Annotated in this window: 13 protein-coding genes; 6 read left to right on the forward strand and 7 right to left on the reverse strand. The window is 71.6% G+C overall.

What is annotated here, in order from left to right; genetic code table 11:
• Position 1: 1 nt before the first annotated feature.
• Genes WMF12_RS03305 through WMF12_RS03315 form a run of 3 tightly spaced genes read right to left on the reverse strand, consistent with a single transcriptional unit; the run spans position 2 to position 2,937 of the window.
• Complete coding sequence (locus tag WMF12_RS03305) at positions 2–1,150, reverse strand: NAD(P)/FAD-dependent oxidoreductase (RefSeq protein WP_437744162.1); 1,149 nt, start codon at positions 1,148–1,150, stop codon at positions 2–4.
• 6 nt (positions 1,151–1,156) lie between these two features.
• Positions 1,157–1,999, reverse strand: a complete 843-nt coding sequence (locus WMF12_RS03310) for a 3'(2'),5'-bisphosphate nucleotidase CysQ family protein (protein ID WP_437864639.1) — start codon at positions 1,997–1,999, stop codon at positions 1,157–1,159.
• A complete protein-coding gene (locus WMF12_RS03315) occupies positions 1,996–2,937 on the reverse strand; it encodes an aldo/keto reductase (protein ID WP_437744164.1) in 942 nt (313 codons plus the stop codon). Before WMF12_RS03315 ends, WMF12_RS03310 begins: the two co-directional genes overlap by 4 nt.
• A gap of 353 nt (positions 2,938–3,290) precedes the next feature.
• On the opposite strand from WMF12_RS03315, the gene WMF12_RS03320 reads away from it, so the two are divergent.
• The 4 genes from WMF12_RS03320 to WMF12_RS03335 all read left to right on the forward strand — a co-directional run bounded on the left by WMF12_RS03320 (position 3,291) and on the right by WMF12_RS03335 (position 7,504).
• Positions 3,291–3,896: a hypothetical protein gene (locus tag WMF12_RS03320; RefSeq protein ID WP_437864674.1), complete on the forward strand. Its 606-nt coding sequence runs from the start codon at positions 3,291–3,293 to the stop codon at positions 3,894–3,896.
• Between the two features lie 90 nt (positions 3,897–3,986).
• The gene (locus WMF12_RS03325) at positions 3,987–5,084 is read left to right on the forward strand and encodes a pectin acetylesterase-family hydrolase (RefSeq protein ID WP_437864685.1); all 1,098 of its coding nucleotides are present in this window, start codon (positions 3,987–3,989) and stop codon (positions 5,082–5,084) included.
• 247 nt (positions 5,085–5,331) lie between these two features.
• Positions 5,332–6,024 (forward strand): ROK family protein, encoded by a 693-nt coding sequence (locus WMF12_RS03330; RefSeq protein WP_437864695.1) that lies wholly within the window; start codon positions 5,332–5,334, stop codon positions 6,022–6,024.
• Positions 6,025–6,214: 190 nt separating this feature from the next.
• Positions 6,215–7,504 carry a cytochrome P450 gene (locus WMF12_RS03335; protein WP_437864702.1) on the forward strand — a complete coding sequence of 430 codons (1,290 nt, stop codon included), beginning with the start codon at positions 6,215–6,217 and terminating at the stop codon, positions 7,502–7,504.
• Between the two features lie 259 nt (positions 7,505–7,763).
• Here the strand turns inward: WMF12_RS03335 and astD are convergent, their stop codons facing one another.
• Positions 7,764–9,233 carry a succinylglutamate-semialdehyde dehydrogenase gene (gene astD / locus WMF12_RS03340; protein WP_437864716.1) on the reverse strand — a complete coding sequence of 490 codons (1,470 nt, stop codon included), beginning with the start codon at positions 9,231–9,233 and terminating at the stop codon, positions 7,764–7,766.
• A gap of 546 nt (positions 9,234–9,779) precedes the next feature.
• On the opposite strand from astD, the gene WMF12_RS03345 reads away from it, so the two are divergent.
• On the forward strand, positions 9,780–11,315 hold the full coding sequence (locus tag WMF12_RS03345; protein WP_437864724.1) for a hypothetical protein: 1,536 nt from the start codon (positions 9,780–9,782) through the stop codon (positions 11,313–11,315).
• A gap of 332 nt (positions 11,316–11,647) precedes the next feature.
• On the opposite strand, the gene WMF12_RS03350 is transcribed toward WMF12_RS03345, so the two are convergent.
• Positions 11,648–12,523: an ATP-grasp domain-containing protein gene (locus WMF12_RS03350; RefSeq protein WP_437864741.1), complete on the reverse strand. Its 876-nt coding sequence runs from the start codon at positions 12,521–12,523 to the stop codon at positions 11,648–11,650.
• Between the two features lie 245 nt (positions 12,524–12,768).
• Here WMF12_RS03350 and WMF12_RS03355 point away from each other — a divergent pair, with 245 nt between their 5' ends.
• Entirely contained in the window at positions 12,769–15,354 is a 2,586-nt protein-coding gene (locus tag WMF12_RS03355; RefSeq protein WP_437864751.1) for a bifunctional serine/threonine-protein kinase/formylglycine-generating enzyme family protein, read from the forward strand.
• 91 nt (positions 15,355–15,445) lie between these two features.
• On the opposite strand, the gene WMF12_RS03360 is transcribed toward WMF12_RS03355, so the two are convergent.
• Positions 15,446–16,102: a hypothetical protein gene (locus WMF12_RS03360; RefSeq protein ID WP_437864759.1), complete on the reverse strand. Its 657-nt coding sequence runs from the start codon at positions 16,100–16,102 to the stop codon at positions 15,446–15,448.
• 116 nt (positions 16,103–16,218) lie between these two features.
• Entirely contained in the window at positions 16,219–16,785 is a 567-nt protein-coding gene (locus WMF12_RS03365; protein ID WP_437864762.1) for a hypothetical protein, read from the reverse strand.
• Between the last annotated feature and the right edge of the window lie 343 nt (positions 16,786–17,128).

The following is a 17,128-nucleotide window of genomic DNA, read 5'->3' on the forward strand; positions in this document are numbered from 1 at the left end:
TTCAGCCGATGATCATCGCCTCGCTGAGGAGCCGGCCCTCCCTGAAGCGCCGCAGGTTCCAGCGATCGAACAGGGGGAGGGAGGCGCCCTCGGCGATGTGCTGCGCGAGGAGCTTGCCCATGACGGGCGCGATCATGAAGCCGTGCCCCATGAACCCGGAGGCCTGGTAGAAGTGCTCGACCTCGTCGACCCCGCCCACGATCGGGTTCTGATCCGGGGTGAGGTCGTAACAGCCGGCCCACTGCCGCAGCACCTTCACGCTGCCGAGGAGGGGGCACGCGGCGACGAGCGCCCGCGCGTACAGGGAGAGGAACTTGTGGCTCGACCCCATGTCGAGGCCGTCGGGGACGTCCTCGTTGGAGATGCCGCCCACGATCTCGCCGCGCATCGACTGGGAAAAATAGAGGCCGTTCGAGAGATCCGCGACGAGCGGGCCGAGCCAGGGCTTGAGCGGCTCGGTCGAGCAGATCTCGTGGCGGTGCGGGTGGTTGGGCAGCTCCACGCCGAGCATGCGCGCGATCTCGGGGCTCCACGCGCCGGCCGCGTTGACGACCTTGTTCGTCCGGATCTCGCCGCGATCGGTGACCACCGCGTCGATCCGCGCGCCCTGCGTGCGGAAGCCGAGGACGTTCGTGAAGGTGGCGATGTCGACGCCGAGCTTCTGCGCGCGCTCGGCGTAGCCCCAGACGAACGGCCAGGGGAACACGACGCCGTCGTCGGGGTTGTAGCTCGCCGCCACGACACCGTCGGTCGAGAGCTGCGGCACGATCGCGCGCGCCTCGTTGGCGGTGAGCATCCGCGTCCCGAGGCCGCACGCGTTCTGCACGGCGACGCTCTTCTCGAGCGTCCGGCGGCCCGCCTCGCTGCGCACGAGGAAGAGGTAGCCGCCCTGCCGGAACCAGATGTTGATCTTCATCTCGCGGGCGAAATCCCGGCAGATGCGGATGCTCTCCTGCATGAGCCGGATGTTGCCCTCGCTCGAGAACTGCGCCCGGACCCCGCCGCCGTTGCGCCCGCTGGCGCCGCCGCAGAGGTAGCTCCGGTCGACGACGACGATGTCGGTGATGCCGTGGTGCCGCGCGAGGTTGTACGCGATCGCGAGGCCCATGATCCCCGCGCCGATGATGACGATCTCGGCCTGCCCCCGCATCGCGCCTCAGCCGAGCTCCGCCCTCGCCGCGGCGACGACGGCGGCCTGGAGGGCGCCGTTCGAGGCGATGATGCCGCGGCCGAGCTTGAGCCCGGGGCCGTTGTAGTCGATGGGCGCGCCCGAGAGATCGGTGAAGCTGCCGCCCGCCCCGAGGAGCACGGCCTCGGGCGCGCAGCTGTCCCAGAGCTTGGCGCCGCCGCCGCCGTGCACGTAGAGGTCGACCTCGCCGGTCGCGATCCGGGCGATCTTCACGCCGACCGAGCCGCAGGGGACGACCTTCGAGATGCCGAGCCGCGCGAGGAGCGGCTCGATCTCCTTCGGCCGGTGCGAGCGCGAGACGATGAGCGTCGCGTCGGCCGGAGCGCTCACGGCCGAGACCCGGAGCGGCCTGCGGCTGCCGTCCCTCGCCTCGAGGAAGGCGGCGCCGCCCTCGCCGGCGCGGCCGGCCAGCGCCTCGCCCGTCGTGGGCATCACCACGACGCCCAGCGCCGCGCGGCCGCGGTCCGCGAGCCCGATCATCACGGCGAACTCGCCGTTCCTGTCCGCGAACTCCCGCGTGCCGTCGAGCGGGTCGACGAAGAACACCCGCTCCTTCCGCAGGCGCGAGGCGAGCTCGTCGCCGGTCGGGACGCTCTCCTCGGCGAGGATCGCCTCGCCGGGGAACGCGGCCTCGAGCGCGCTGCAGATGAGCGCGTTCGCCTCGCGGTCGGCGCGGGTCACCGGGTCGCCGGGGCCCTTCATCTCGACGGCGAACGGCGTCGCGTACACGTCCATCACGATCGCCGCCGCGGCGCGCGCGATGCGGACGATCTCGTCGAGCTCCCTGTCGTTCTGGTCCATCCTGCTCATACCTCGATCCCGGCCTGCTTGAGGCGCGCGGAGAGCTCCGTGAGCGCCGTGTCCTGGAGGTAGGGCGGCATGCCGGCCTCGCGGACGAGCTGGTCGAGCTGGGCGACCGAGCGGGGGCCGAGCACGGCGGACGAGACGACGCGGTTCGCGAGGACGAAGCGCAGGGCCGCCGAGCGGAGCGAGGTGACGGCGCCCGAGACCAGCGGCCTGAGCGCGTCGAGCTGGCGGATGCGGGTCTTGAGCTCGTCGCGGGTCCACCGCTGGTAGCGGTGATCGTCGAGGTAGAACTCGCGCTCGGGGCTCCACTGGCCGGCGAGCAGCCCGTGCGCGAGCACCGATCGGGCGAGGACGCCCGCGCCGGACTCGGAGACGTCGCTGGCGACGTCGTGGAGGTCGCCGGGGAAAAACGCGTTGTAGGCGATCTCGATGACGTCGACCTCGTCGCGCAGCGCGGAGCGGGCGACGTCCGCGGAGCCGGCGCTCACGCCGTAGGCGCGGATCTTCCCGGCCTGCTTGAGCTCCTTCAGGAAGGCGAGGGCCTCCTTCGATTGCATCGCGGCCACGGTGGGGTTGTGGAGCAGGACGACGTCGACCACCTCGCGGGCGAGGCGCTCCTGCGACCGCTCGAACGCGGTGCGGAGGTGGGCCGGGTCGAACCGCTTCGTCGGGGGATCGCCGTCGCGAACGGTGCCGATCTTGGTGACGACGAACGTCGTGCCGGCGCCCTGGAGCCGCCTGCCGAGGCAGCGCTCCATCTCGCCGCGGCCGTAGACGTCGGCGGTGTCGAAGAGGTCGATGCCGACCGCGAGCGCGCGATCGATGACGCGATCGATCTCGACGTCGGCGACGGGACCGTAGCCGTCGCCGGAGAGTCCCCAGGTGCCTAGGGCGAGCTCCGAGACCTGAAGGGTCGTCTTGCCGAGGGGGCGCTTCCTCACGGGCGGCGATCTACACCAGCGCCGGGAGGGCGCCACGAAATAGGGGCGGAGCTCCGGGCACGGCGCGCCGCGTCGCGCGCCCCTCTCGGAGCGGCGGAGAGCTGCCCCGGGGCGGGCGTCCCCCGTCGCGCCTCGGCGCGCGGTGGCAGGGCGCGTCCTCCGGAGCCTCACGCGCCGGCGCGGGTCGTCGGGCCGCCACGTCCCTGCGCGCTCGGCCACGGAACGCTCCATGCCAGAGAGCCAGGGAAGGGGAGTGATGCGGAAGCGCGCGGGGCGGCGCCGCGGGGGGCAGGGTCTTCAGGTGACATGTCGAGTCGAGCCCTGCCGGTGGCCGACGAAGGGGGCTGGAGAGTATGGCGAAAGGGCCTAATGAGGCGTCGGCGGCCGAACCCATCCGCGACCGGAGGTCGCGGCCGCCCGCGGCGAGCTCCTCTGCGCGGCGCGCGCTGGAGCTCGTCGCCGTCCGAGGCAAAGACGTGCTCGGCGTCCGCCACGTGCTCGCGGAGGGGCGCGCGCACATCGGCGACACGCCCGCGTCCATCGTGCGCGTGCCGTCGGGGGAGCTCGACAGAGCGGCCCCGGTCATCGCGGAGGTGATCGGCGCCCGCTACGTGCTGCACGTCCCGCGGCGGACGCGGGCGCGCCTTCACGGCGCGGACGGGCTCGCGCGCCTCTTGACGGGCCCGGCCGACATCGAGCTCCAGGAGGGAGACCGCGCCGTGCTCGTGATCGGGGCCGTCCAGATCCGCGCGCAGATCGTGCCCATCGAGATCATCTCACGCCTGGGGGCGTCCGGCCTGCGCTGGATCGGCCTCATCGGCGCCCTCTACCTCGTCGCGCTCGGCATCTGCGCCGCCCTCGCGCCGCGCGACCGCGCCCGCCTCGACGAGGGGTCGATCCGCCGCGCTGTCGGCGAGGCCGCGGCGCAGCTGTGGGCAGAGCACGCCCCTGTGCCATGACGCGACGGCACCGCCGAGCGGGCGTCGAGCGGGCCGTCACCGGCGGGTGATGCCCGCCCGCGCGTCATGGAGTGGTATTCTCTGCCCTCCATGCGATTCAAGATCGTTCCGCCCCTTCCGGTTCAACTCCTGCTCTGCCCGCTCGCCGTCCTCGGCTGTGGCGGCACGTCCGCCGAGCACGAAGACCCGAGCAGCGAGCCGCGGGGCGGGATCCTGAGCCTGCCGTCCGGCTGGAGCTCCATCGAGCCGGGCGGCGAGACGACGTGCTCGCGCGGCGATCCTTTCAAGTACTTCGTCCGTCCGGGCACCGTCAATCGCCTCATCGTCGAGTTCCGCGGCGGCGGCGCGTGCTGGGACGCGACCACGTGCTCGTTCGCGGGAGCGCTCTTCCAGGAGACGGTCGGCGAGGACGCCCTGACGACCGGGATCTACGATCATGAGAACCCGGACAACCCCTTCAAGGAGTGGCACCATGTGTACATCCCCTATTGCACCGGGGACGTCCACTGGGGTGACAACGTGGCCACGTATGGGGAGGGGAGCCAGGCCGTCACCATCCAGCACAAGGGCGCCGTCAACGTCCGCGCGGCGCTCGGCTGGATCTACGAGAACGTCCCCGCGCCAGAGAAGATCTTCGTGACGGGCTGCAGCGCGGGCGCGTATGGCGCCATCCTCTGGTCCGCGCACCTGCGAGAGCACTACAAGAGCGCGTCGGTCATCGAGTTCGCGGACAGCGGGGCAGGGATCATCACGGAGACGTTCTTCAGGGACAGCCTTCCTTCCTGGAAGCCCGAGGGCGCTTATCCCACATGGATACCTGGCCTCGACCCGGCCGAGCTCGCGCGGCTGTCGGTGCTCTACGAGAAGATCGGCGCCCATTACCCCGACATGCGCCTGTCGCAGTACAACACCGCCTATGATGAGGACCAGGTCTTCTTCTTCAACGCGATGGGCGGCGGCGACGCCCAGGCGTGGTCAGACGCCATGAGGGCAGAGATCGCCGAAATCGAGGCGTCGACGCCGAACTTCAGGTCGTTCCTTGCCGCCGGCTCCGCGCACTGCATCCTCTGGCGGCCGGAATTTTACACCCTCGAGTCGCGCGGAGCGCGCCTCGTGCAATGGCTCGACGGGCTCGCGAACGGTGCGCCGCCGCCGAGCGTCGCGTGCGACGCTTGCGGCTCGCCTTGAGCGTCGCCCGGGGGCGGGCGGCGCGGCGGCCGGGCACCGAGGGGCGGGGTGCGCGCTGGTCGGCGCCGGGCGGAGTGTGCGCGCGAGGGCGGGCGCAGGGGGCGTGGTCGCCCGCTCAGGCGTGCGCCGTCGCGGCGCCAGTTGACGCGCAGCCAGAGCTCTAGATTATGTCCGCCGCGAACGCGGGCGCGTGGGCGCATCCGCGGCGGCCCCGGAGGAAGAGCTCCGGGGGGAGACAGAGGGATCCATGCGCACGCTTTGTATCGATATCGGCGGAACGGGGATCAAGGCCACCATCCTCGACGAGCAGGGGACTCCGATGACGGATCCCGTGCGCGTGTCGACGCCCCAGCCGGCCTCGCCGGACCCCATCCTCGACCTCATCGAGGAGATCGCCCGGGCGCAGGGGGAGTTCGATCGCGTCTCGATCGGCTTCCCCGGGGTGGTGATGGAGAACGTGACCAAGACGGCGCCGCACCTCGACAACGAGAAGTGGAAGGGCTACCCGCTCGGCGAGGCCGTCGAGCGCCGCCTCGGCAAGCCTGTCCGCGTCGCCAACGACGCGGGCATCCAGGGGCTCGCCGTCATCGAGGGCAAGGGGCTCGAGATGGTGCTCACCTTCGGCACGGGGCTCGGCTGCGCCCTGTACATCGACGGCCGCTACGTGCCGAACCTCGAGCTCGGGCACCATCCGTACGGAAAGAGGGACCTGAAGTACGAGGACCGCGTGTTCGACGCCGAGTGCAAGCGCATCGGCCCGAAGCGCTGGAACAAGCGCGTGCGCAAGATGATCGAGCAGGTCGAGCCGATCTTCAATTACCGCAAGCTCTACCTCGGCGGCGGCAACGCGCGCCTGCTCGATGCCTCGCGGCTGCCCGAGAACGTCGTCGTGGTGGACAACGTCGCTGGCCTGCTCGGCGGAATCAAGCTCTGGGCCTAGCCCAGCGCGGCCGCGCGCCCGTGCGCCGGTGGGGAGGCCGGCCCCCTCGCCCGCGCGGCCTCCTCGCCTGGCCGCCTTCTCGCCTGTGGCCGCCTTCTCGCCTGAGACGACTCGCCGACCCTGGGGCGGGCCTGCGCGGGCGTGGGTCGCGCCGGTTCCCAAGCGGGCGTGACCGTCGTACCCTGACCCGATGAACTCGCCCGACGCACCGAAGCCCGACGCACCGCCCGCGGCCAATCCAGCGGCGGACGCTGATCTCGATCCGTTTCGCCTCCAGTCACCGGAGACCCTCGCGAACCCGTACCCCGTGTACGCCAGGTTGCGCCAGGAAGCGCCCGTGTACTTCAGCGCGGCTTACAACGGCTGGCTCGTCACCCGCTACGACCAGGTTGCGGCGGGCTTTCGTGACCCGCGCCTGTCGGCGAAGCGCTCCAGCGCCTTCGTGACGAAGCTGCCTGATGAGGTGCGGCAGCGGCTGGAGCCCTTGCGCCGCAACCTGGCGTCGTGGGCCTTGCTGCTCGATCCGCCGGAGCACACGCGCATCCGCTCGCTGATCAACAAGGCGTTCGTGCCGCGGCTCGTCGAGGGGTTGCGCTCCCGGGTGGAGACGCTGGTCAACGAGCTGCTCGATGCGGTCGCCCCGGCGGGCCGGATGGATGTCCTCCGCGATCTCGGCGACCTCTTGCCGCTGCTCGTGATCGGCGAGGTGCTCGGTGTACCCGCCGAGGACCGGCACCGGCTGAAGGGCTGGTCCAACGCGCTCAGCGGCTTCCTTGGCGCGGGCCGGCCGACGCTGGAGATCGCGGGGGGCGCGCTGAGCGCCGTGGCCGAGCTGGAGGACTATTTCCGCGGCGTGATCGCGGCCCGGCGGCAGAGCCCCGGCAACGACCTGCTCAGCCAGCTCATCCTCGCGGAGGAGCAGGGCATGATCCTCGGCGAGCAGGAGCTGCTCTCGACGTGTTGCATGCTCCTCTTCGGCGGCCACGAGACGACGAAGAACCTCATCGGCAATGGCCTGCTCGCGCTCCTTCTCCACCGTTCCGAGCGCGAAGCGCTGCGCGGTACCCCGTCGCTGATCGGCCCGGCGGTGGAGGAGCTGCTCCGATACGACTCTCCGGTGCAGTGGATGAGCCGCGTCGCGCTCGACGACATCGAGCTCGACGGCGTGCGGATCCCGAAGGGTGATCGCGCCTTTCTGGTGCTCGGCGCGGCGAACCGCGATCCCGCGCAGTTCCCCGACCCCGACAAGCTCGACTTCCGCCGCACCGACATCCGTCACATCTCGCTCGGCGTGGGCGTCCATTACTGTGCCGGCTCCGCGCTCGCCCGGGTCGAGGCCCAGGCTGCCATCTCCACGTTCCTGCGCCGTTTCCCCGACGCCGAGCTCTCCCCTGGGCCGCTGACCTGGCGGATGAACCCCGGCATGCGCGGCCTCACCGCCCTCCCGATAGAGCTAGGCCCGCAGAGCTCTGCCTCCTGACCCCTCCTGTCAAATCGTTCCCCAACCCGCCAGTTCCAATATGGAGCCGCCGGGGAGAGGGGAGGGGGCGCGCGGGGGCGAGGGGGAAGGGCCCCGCGGATCCGAGCGCCGGCCCGCTCCGCAGCCAATCCCCCCAGATCTTCCTCTCCCGCACAGCCGGCCATAGCCACCACAAGGCGCGAGTCCGCGGGAAGGGCCCCCCTCGCCCCCGCGCGCCCCCTCCCCTCTCCCCGGCGGCCGTTGCGCCCTGGTCCAGGTTCTAGTTGTTGAGCCGCATCCCCGGCGCCAGCTGTCCAGGCAGCGCCACCGCCGTCGCTTCCAGCCCCGCGACCGGATATGCGCAGTAGTCCGCCGCGTAATACGCGCTGGGCCGGTGGTTCCCGCTGCTCCCGACCCCACCGAACGGCGCGGCGCTCGACGCCCCCGTCAGCGGTTTGTTCCAGTTGACGATCCCCGCCCGGGATTCCCGCCAGAACCGCTCATAGAGCTCCCTGCGATCCGAGATCAACCCGGCCGCGAGCCCATAACGCGTGCGGTTGGCCAGCGAGAGCGCCTCATCGAAGCTCCCGTAGCGCTGCACCTGCACGAGCGGCCCGAAATGCTCCTCGTCCGGTAGCTCCTTGATCGCCGACACATCGAGGATGCCGGGCGAGAGCAGCGCGGTTCCCTCCTCGAGCCGGCGCATCTCCAGCAGCACCTCGCCGCCGAGCGAGACCAGCCGTGCCTGCGCCGCGAGCAGCCGATCCGCCGCCGCGAGCGAGATCACCGCGCCCATGAACGGCTGCTCTGCGTCGTCGTACCTGCCCACCTTGAGCCGGGACGCCGCGTCGACCAGGCGCGCCAACAGCGCGTCGCCCTCCGGCGTCGCCGGCACCAGCAGCCGCCGCGCGCACGTACACCGCTGGCCCGCCGAGATGAAGGACGACTGAAGGATATGGTGGATCGCCGCCTCGGTGTTCGCGACGTCCTGGACGATGAGCGGGTTGTTGCCGCCCATCTCCAGGGCGAGGATCTTCTCCGGTTGGCCCGCCAGCTGCCGGTGCAGCGCGTTGCCCGTGCCGGAGCTGCCCGTGAAGAAGAGGCCGTCGATGCCCGGGTGATCGGCGAGCGCGACGCCGGTGCGCCTCCCCCCCTGGACCAGGTTGAGCACCCCGGCCGGGATCCCCGCCTCCTCCCAGAGCCGCGCGGTCTCCTCCGCGACCCTCGGCGTGAGCTCCGAGGGCTTGAACACCACGCAATTGCCCGCGATCAGGGCCGGGACGATGTGGCCGTTCGGCAGGTGGCCCGGGAAGTTGTAGGGCCCGAGCACGGCGACCACGCCGTGCGGTCGGTGGCGCACCACGGCCGTCGCGTCGCCCGCCTCGGCCTGACGCTCGCCCGTCCGTTCGCGCCAGGCCATCAGCGACACGTCGATCTTGCCGATCATCGTCTGGACCTCGGTGAGCGCCTCCCAGCGCGGCTTGCCCGTCTCCAGCCCGATCACGTCCGCGAGCCGGGGCTTGTGCTCGCCCAGGAGGCCGGCGAACCGCTTCACCAGCGCCGCCCGCTCCTCCAGGCCGCGATCGCGCCACGCAGCGAACGCGCCGCGCGCCGCCGTCACGGCCGCGTCGACCTGCTCCTCGCTCGCGGCGCGCCCCTCGAAGACGACCGCCTGCGTCACGGGGTTCCGGCTCGCGAACGGCTCGCCCGCGCCGGTCACCCAGCTGCCGTCGATGAAATGGGTCGACATGGTCACCTCTCTGTCGCGGAGCTCCCCCCGCGGAACACCACACGGGCTCAACAGTCCGTCCACCCAGTATGGTTTGCGTCCACCTCGCTCCGCCAGTGTGCATCGTACCAGAGGCCGGCGCCCCCAGGGCTCGCGCGCCCCCGGACGGAACATCGCGCCGGCGACCGCCCAGGAAAGATGGGGCCGCTCGCCGAGCTCGCCAGGGCTTCGCCGCGTCCGGGGGGACCACCACATCATGTGTTCCGGCGCGACTGAGCCCCAACCAGATGGGGGCCGCTCGGCCAGTTGCTCTCTTGGTGAGAATCCAGGAGCCGAGATCTCAATGCGCCTCGTGGTCGATCGTTCCGAGTTCGCTCGTGGCGGGCGCGCGACATTCACGGGAATGCACCGTGGCGAACAGGTGTGCTGAACGTGATTGCGCGTTGGATCACGCTCCGGGCGCACTGCAGCAGGGCGCTCTCCACGCCCGGTGACACCAAGTCTTGACGGTCCTGTGGCTGGCGTGGAGACGTGTTCATGTCAGTTTTCCCGCCGATGCATCACACGGTGGCTATCTCAGACATCCATCTATGTGAGCTCGAGCCGTCCGACGGTCTCTGGATGCGCTATCGGCAGGCGCCGTACTCTCCGGACGGGGAGATTGCGGCGATGCTCGACGCGCTCCGGGGAGAGGTCCGGAAGGGGGCGGGCAGCTCCGGAGGGCCCGGCGCCGAGCGCGACGAGCTGACGCTGGTCCTGAACGGCGACATCTTCGACCTGGATGCGCCTCGGGTGATCGGCAACGAGAGCGTGGTCCACGACCTGCCGCGCACCGCCGAGCACGCCGTGCCGGCGATGGAGGCCATCCTGCGCGATCACCCGGTGTTCGTCGCGGCCGTCGGCCGGATCGTCGCGGACGGGCACACCGCGGTCTTCGTGGCGGGCAACCACGACATCCAGCTCACGCTGCCCGAGGTGCGCGAGGCGGTGCAGCGGAGCGTCGTGGACGCGGCCATGCACGAGCTCGCGATCCGGGACGGCGGCCTTCCGGCGGGATCGACCGAGGACCTCCGCGCGGCGCTCGCGGCGCGGGTGGTCTTCCGCGCCTGGTTCCACCGCACGCACGACGGCGTCATCGTCGAGCACGGCAATCAGTACGACTCGTACTGCTGTTATCGCTACCCGATGGCGCCGTTCGGCCGGAATCCGGGGGAGATCCAGCCGACGATGGGCTCGCTCGTGAGCCGCCTGCTCGTGTCGCGCATGGGGTACTTCAACCCGCACGTCGACTCGTCGTTCATGCTGTCCGGCTTCGGCTATCTCTCTCACTGGACGCGGTACTACCTGTTCTCTGGCCGCTCCCTCGTGCTCGCCTTCGGCGTGGGCGCGCTGCGCACGATGATCGAGCTCGTGCGCCGGCGCGACCCGAGCCGCCGGGCGCTCCGGCGCGCGGACCTCGCCGCGGCCGCCCGCGAGACGGGCGCGCCTTTCCCCGCCGTGGTCAAGCACGCGCGGCTGTTCGCGCGGCCGGCCGAGGACTGCCTCGGCCGCGTGGCGCGCGAGCTCTGGCTGGATCGCCTCGGGCTCGCGGCGGTCGGGATCCTCGCGGCGCTCGCGTGCCTGTGCTGGATGCCGGGGGGGCTCGCGGCGGCGGCGTTGCTCGCGCCGACGCTCCTCGTCGCGTACGAGTGCACGGTCCCGAAGCCCACGCTCGACGCGGTCTGGCAGGGCGTGAACCGGGCGGCGCGGTCCGTGGCCAGGGCGCACGGCGCCAAGGCCGTGATCTTCGGGCACACCCACAACCCGGAGGGGAGCTGGGAAGGCGGGGTGTTCTTCGGGAACACCGGCTCCTGGTCCGCGGCGTTCGAGGACATCGCGTGCACGCAGCCCGTCTTCGAGGCGCGCCCGCTCGTCTGGTTGCGGTCCGAGGACGATGCGGGTCCCGAGGCGCCCCTGTCGGGCGGCCTCGTGATGTGGAAGGACGAGCGGTTCCAGCCCTGGAGAGCCGATGCGAGGCCGTCCGTGCCGAGGAAGGCCGAGATGGCCAAGCGCCCGCGCCCCGCCGCGCTTCGGCCCCAGGCCACGGCCGCGCTGCGCGGCTGATACCGCGGGCCAGAAATCCTGCCAGGGCTCTGCAGCGCGAGCGGAGAGAGATTGAACGCAAAGGCGCCAAGCGCGCAAAGGCGCAAAAATGCATGGTATTTGCTCATTGTTACGCCTTTGTGTCTTTGTGCCTTTGCGTTGAAATCTCTCCCCGGATCCCTGGCTGGACTCCTGGTGGATGGAACTAGGCTGCCGGCGCCCATCGCCCTCGACGGGCCCGCTCCCGGCGCGCAGCGTCCTCCTCACTTTCGGCAGGACCTTGGAAGGTCAGCGCGCTACGCGCCGCCGCTTTCGGGCCCGGAGAGCCTCGCGCCTGCCGTCCGCCCGGCAGCTCAACCCAGCACCGCCCCGTAGAAGTCGCGCGGATCCATCTGCTCGGGGAAGGCCGAACAGCCGCCGTCGTTGATCTCGATCACCGTATACCCACCGCGCTCGAGCCGGGCCACGTCCGCCGTAAAGAACGGGGAGCCGATGACCTGCCCGAGAGGGGCGAATTGCCCCGGATGCTCGAGCGTCGAGTCCACGTCGTAGTACGGCGCGTGCGCCACGAGCCGCCCCTCCCAGAACACGAGGCGGTGCTCGTCGGTCACGCGGCGCTGGCCGGGCGCCCAGCCGGGCAGCGTCGCGAGGTCGAGGTATTGTCTCACGACGAACCCCCGCTCGAAGCGGTCCCCGCGGAGCTCCAGGATCTTCTCGCACACCTCGGCGAAATCGTCGTACGTGGCGCCCTCGGGCACGAAACACGCACGATGCCAGAGCTCCTTGACCGATTTCACGTGGTCCTTGACCACCCACGGCGGCGGCCCGAGCTCCAGGGCCGCCTCCCACGCTTCCCGGATGTCTTCCCCTTCGGTCCACCGCGTGGGCGCCGTCTTGTCGCCGAGCAGCGGGACGTAATTGGGCATGTACATCGCCTCGGCGAAGCTCTCCGGATCGACGACGAGCTCCTCGCCGCGGTCCTGCATGGCCTCGTACAGGCCCGTGTATTCTTCTTCGCTCAACAGCCATCCCCGGTAGAGCCATGTCCGGTGCCGGGGTCTCGGCAGCCGGCGCAATGCGCGCTCCGGCTCGCCATTCACGACGGGGTCGAGCGGGATCGCGTACGACTCGATGCCGAGCTCCTCGGCGGCCAGCACGTCGATCTCGAAGCGATCCTCGGCGAACTGAGGGACATGGGGTCTTCCGAAGAGGATGGTGACGTCGCTCATGGAGTCCTCCTGGGTGCCGCCGCGCCCGGGTCCGGGTCGGCGCGGCGGGGCGGACAAGGTGAGTCCACGCTCGCGAAGAACCAGTCTTGCGAAGAGCGATCGCTTGCGAGAGGATAGACTCAACGGGGGCGAAAATCGGGTCTTTCAGCGCCTGTCGGGTTGAGCCCAGCGCGCCCGGACGATACAGTCGGCGCGGACCTCGGCCCTGGGGAGCTCCCCGGCGCGATCCGCGGAGTGGACGACGCATGAGCCTCAGCGAGCGCGAGCGGATGGCGCTGACGCAGCCCGCATGCGGCGCGCCCGCCTCGACCGAGTCGGGAAGCGCGCCGCCGGCCGGCGCCGCGTCGGACGTCACGTTCAGGCTGCGCGAGACCCCGGGCGCCACGGCCCCCGAGCTGCCGCCCATCTCCGTCACGGCCCCCGAGCGCCTGTCCGCGGAGGAGCGCTACGAGGACCTCGGCTGCATCGGGCGCGGGGGCATGGGCGAGGTGCGCCGCGTGCGCGATCGCATCCTGGGGCGCGTGCTCGCGATGAAGATCCAGTCGGCCGAGACGCGCGACGCGACGCCCGATCGCGCCCGCTTCCTCGCCGAGGCGCGCCTGACCGCGGCGCTCCAGCACCCCGGGATCGTTCCCGTGCACGAGTGCGGCGAGCTCGCCGACGGGCGGCTGTGGTTCACGATGAAGGAGGTCCGCGGGCGCACGCTCGGCGAGGTGATCGCCGAGGCGTACGCGGCCGGCGGCGGGAGCCTCTCGCCCGTCGCGCTGCGGCGGGCGATCGACACGTTCCTCCGCGTCTGCGAGGCCGTGGCGTACGCGCACAGCCGTGGCGTGATGCACCGCGACCTCAAGCCCGCCAACGTGATGATCGGCGAGTTCGGCGAGGTCCTGGTGATGGACTGGGGCCTCGCGCGGCCCTCCGCGCCGCTGCGCGCCTCGCCAGGGGCCGCGGGCGCGGCGGACGTGATCGAGGCGGCCCCGCTCACGCAGCCCGGCGAGGTGCTGGGCACGCTGCTCTACATGGCCCCGGAGCAGGCGCGAGGCGAGGGCGATCGCCTCGGTGCGGCGAGCGACGTCTACGCGCTCGGCGTCGTGCTCTACGAGATCCTCGCCGGGCGCCACCCCTACGGCGGCCAGCCCGCGGCGGTCTGGGGCGCGCTCCTCACCGGCGGGCTCAGGCCGGTCGAGGCGAGCGCCCCCCACGAGGTGCCCGCGGAGCTCGCGGCGATCTGCGCCCGCGCGATGGCGCTCGCCCCGGAGGCTCGCCACCCGGACGCGGCCGCGCTCGCGGCCGACGTCAGGAGCTGGCTCGACGGCGCGCGGCGGCGCGAGCGCGCGCTCGCGATCGTGGACCATGCCCGCGCGATCCGGCCGGAGATCGAGGCGACCCGGGCGCGCGCCCGGGCGCTGCGCGACGAGGCGCGGGCGATCCTCGACGGCCTGAGCTCGTTCGATCCGGCCGAGCAGAAGGCGCGCGGGTGGCGGCTCGAGGACGAGGCGGAGCGCCTGGAGCGGGAGGCGTCGCTCGGCCAGGTCGAGTGGATGCAGGTCCTCCGCTCGGCGCTGAACGAGGCGCCGGATCTCCGCGAGGCGCACGAGGCGCTGGCCGATCACTACGCCGAGGAGCTCGCCCAGGCCGAGGAGGCGCGGGATCCGCGGGGCGCGGCGCGCGCCGAGGCGCTCCTCCGGCAGCACGACCGCGGGCGCCACGCGGTGCTGCTCGCCGGCGACGGGGCGCTCACGCTGGCGACCGTGCCCGCGGGGGCGCAGGTCTCCCTCCACCGCTACGTCGAGCGCGACCGGAGGCTCGTGCCCGAGCTCGCGCGCGAGCTCGGCCCGACGCCCCTGCTCGAACTGGCGCTCCCGCGCGGCAGCTACCTCCTCACGCTGCGCGCGCCGGGGTACCACGACGCGTGTTATCCCGTGCTCATCGAGCGCGGGCGGCGCTGGGACGGCGTCCGGCCAGGCGGGGAAGGGGCCCACCCGGTGCGCCTCCTTCGCCTCGGCGAGCTCGGCGAGGACGACCTCTACGTGCCGGCCGGCTGGTTCCTCGCCGGCGGCGATCCGGACGCGGGGGACAGCCTCCCGCGGACGCGGCTCTGGTGTGACGGCTTCATCGTCCGGAGGCACCCGGTCACCAACGCCGAGTACCTCCGCTTCCTCAACGCGCTCGTCGCGAGCGGGCGGGAAGCCGAGGCCCTCGAGTGTTGCCCGCGCCTCTCGCTCGGCCGCGCCGCCTCGGGATCGAGCCCGGACTCGCTCCGGTTCGAGCGGGGAGACGACGGCCGCTTCCGGCTCGGGTGCATCCAGACCGACGTCCAGGAGGAGCCGAGGATGCCCGTCGCGTTCGTCCACTGGCGGGCGGCGATGCGTTATGCGGCGTGGTACGCCGCCGGGACGGGCGCGCCGTGGCGCCTCCTGAACGAGCTCGAATGGGAGAAGGCGGCGCGGGGCGTCGACGGCCGGTGCATGCCCTGGGGTGATTTCCTGGAGCCGACCTGGGGTTGCATGCTGGGCAGCCACGAGGGCGTCGCCGGCCGGCGGCCCGTCGACGACTTCCCGCAGGACGAGAGCCCTTATGGCCTGCGCGGCGCGGCGGGCAACGTGCGCGACTGGTGCATCAACGCGTGGAAGCGCGAGGGGGCCCGGACCGAAGCGGGGGTCGTGCTGCTCGATCCGGCGGACGACGGCGACGCGGATTTCCGCGCGGCGCGGGGCGGCGCGTGGTCGACGTCGCCGAACCTCTGCCGGGCGGCGGGGCGCTTCGCGGGCAAGCCCGGGGATCGCTTCGGGGGGATCGGGTTTCGGCTGGCGCGCCCGGCGCCGGGGTGAGCGGCGCAGCGCTCCGCCTCCCTGCGCTGGAGGCCTGCCCGGGCGCGCCTGGGGCGGCGCCCCCGGGCGAGGCGTCAAGCGCGCGGGCCGCTCACGCGGGCCTCATCACGCCATGGTAGTGGTGCCAGGCGCCCTGAGGGTCGATGTGGCGCGGATCGATCGACGGCGTATCCCCCACGAACACCTGCGTGAAGTTCACCTTGCTCGGGGTGCTCTGGAAGATGAGGCCGTTCTGGGGCCGATCCATCTTGTACCAGATCGCGTTGCGCAGCTCGCCGGCGCTGCCGAGCTCCACGAGGAGGCCGATCCGGCGCCCGAGCGGCCCGTCCGGATCGACGGCCCAGTAGAGCGCGCTGGCCGGAGAGGTCGGCTGGTAGATGCCCTGAGTCCACTGCTGCGCCGACGCCTCCTGGCCCGTCGCGAGGACGCTGCCCCCGACGAGCCAGTCCCGGAACTCCCTGGGGTAATCCGGCGCTCCCGGGCGGTTCGTGAACCCGAACGAGACCAGGGTGATCAACCTCGACTTGATGGGGGCGAGCCTCGACCAGTACTCGGTCTTCGCGGTGTACCCGCCGGGGGGTGTCATGCCCGTCACGGCCACGTGGAGGAGCGGGTTCCCGGTGCTCGTCTCGATGAAGCGGAGCTTCGAGTCGATGGGGATCTGCGTTTGGTCCGGCTGATCCGACCCCGTGGGCAAGACGTATCCCCGCGTGACACCCAGCTCGCCCGTGCTTGATACAATGTTCATGGCTTGATGAACTCCTCGTCTCGTGCGTGGAACCTCGAAATGTCGGCCGGTTTGTCCGGCGCGAGCGCGACCTCCGGAGGGGCGGACCTCGCCGGGCGCGCGCTCGCGCCGGGGGTTCACAGGAGACCCACGGTGATGGGCTGGAAGAAGACCTGGACGCCGGTCCTGGTCCCCGCCTCGTTGCCCTTCGTGTCGCCGACATAGTCGAGCAGCGAGACCAGGCTGCCGGTGGAGAACGAGAAGAGGTCGTGGGCGTGGTTCGTGTCGAGGTACTCGTGCTCGAAGTACGTGGGGCCGAGGATCCCGGTGATCTCGCGGGGCGCGGTGTAGAGGTGGAACCAGCCGGTCCCCTCGGCGCGCGTCCAGTCGCTCTTCGTCTCGATGGCGTCGATATGGACGGACGCCCAGACCTCGTTGCCATTGAAGACGTGGAGCTCCACTTCCAGCGTGGTGCGCGGCCCGTGACCGCCGAAGTCGGCATCACCGCCGACGCGCGGCGGGACGTAGAACGGCGTCTCCGAATGAAACGTCACCGCCGAGGAGAAGGCGACAGCGTCGCTGGCCGCCGACTGCTCGACCGCGTCCGGCGGGGCGAGATCCTCTGCGGCCGACTCTCCAGCGGGCGTCACGGCGCAACCAGCGAGCAACGAGAAGGACAACGAAGCGAACAGTGCACGCATCATGATAGAGCTCCCTTCGAGGTGTGCCTGCGCGCTCTCCTGCCGAGATAGCGGCGCTGCGCGCGGCGATTGGCCTTTCAGCAGGCGTCGTGCCACCGCGAGGAAACGAGGATCCGTGCAGGATCCGAGGCGCTCTCGCGTCGCGGCGCCGCAGGTCGGGTCACCCTCGCTCGACTTGAGCAAGACCTGCGCGAGCGGCGCTTGCGCGAGCGCCGCGCGGCGCATCCTCAATCAGCCTTCCCGAGTGTGGACCTCACCTCGCCGTCCGACAGGATGTTCATGCTGTAAATATTTGCTCACACTTGATGGGTGGGATCGGCGCTCGGCGGGTGAGCTCTGCATTGAA

Source organism: Sorangium sp. So ce363 (assembly GCF_051520435.1).
Taxonomy (GTDB): Bacteria; Myxococcota_A; Polyangia; order Polyangiales; family Polyangiaceae; genus Sorangium; species Sorangium cellulosum_B.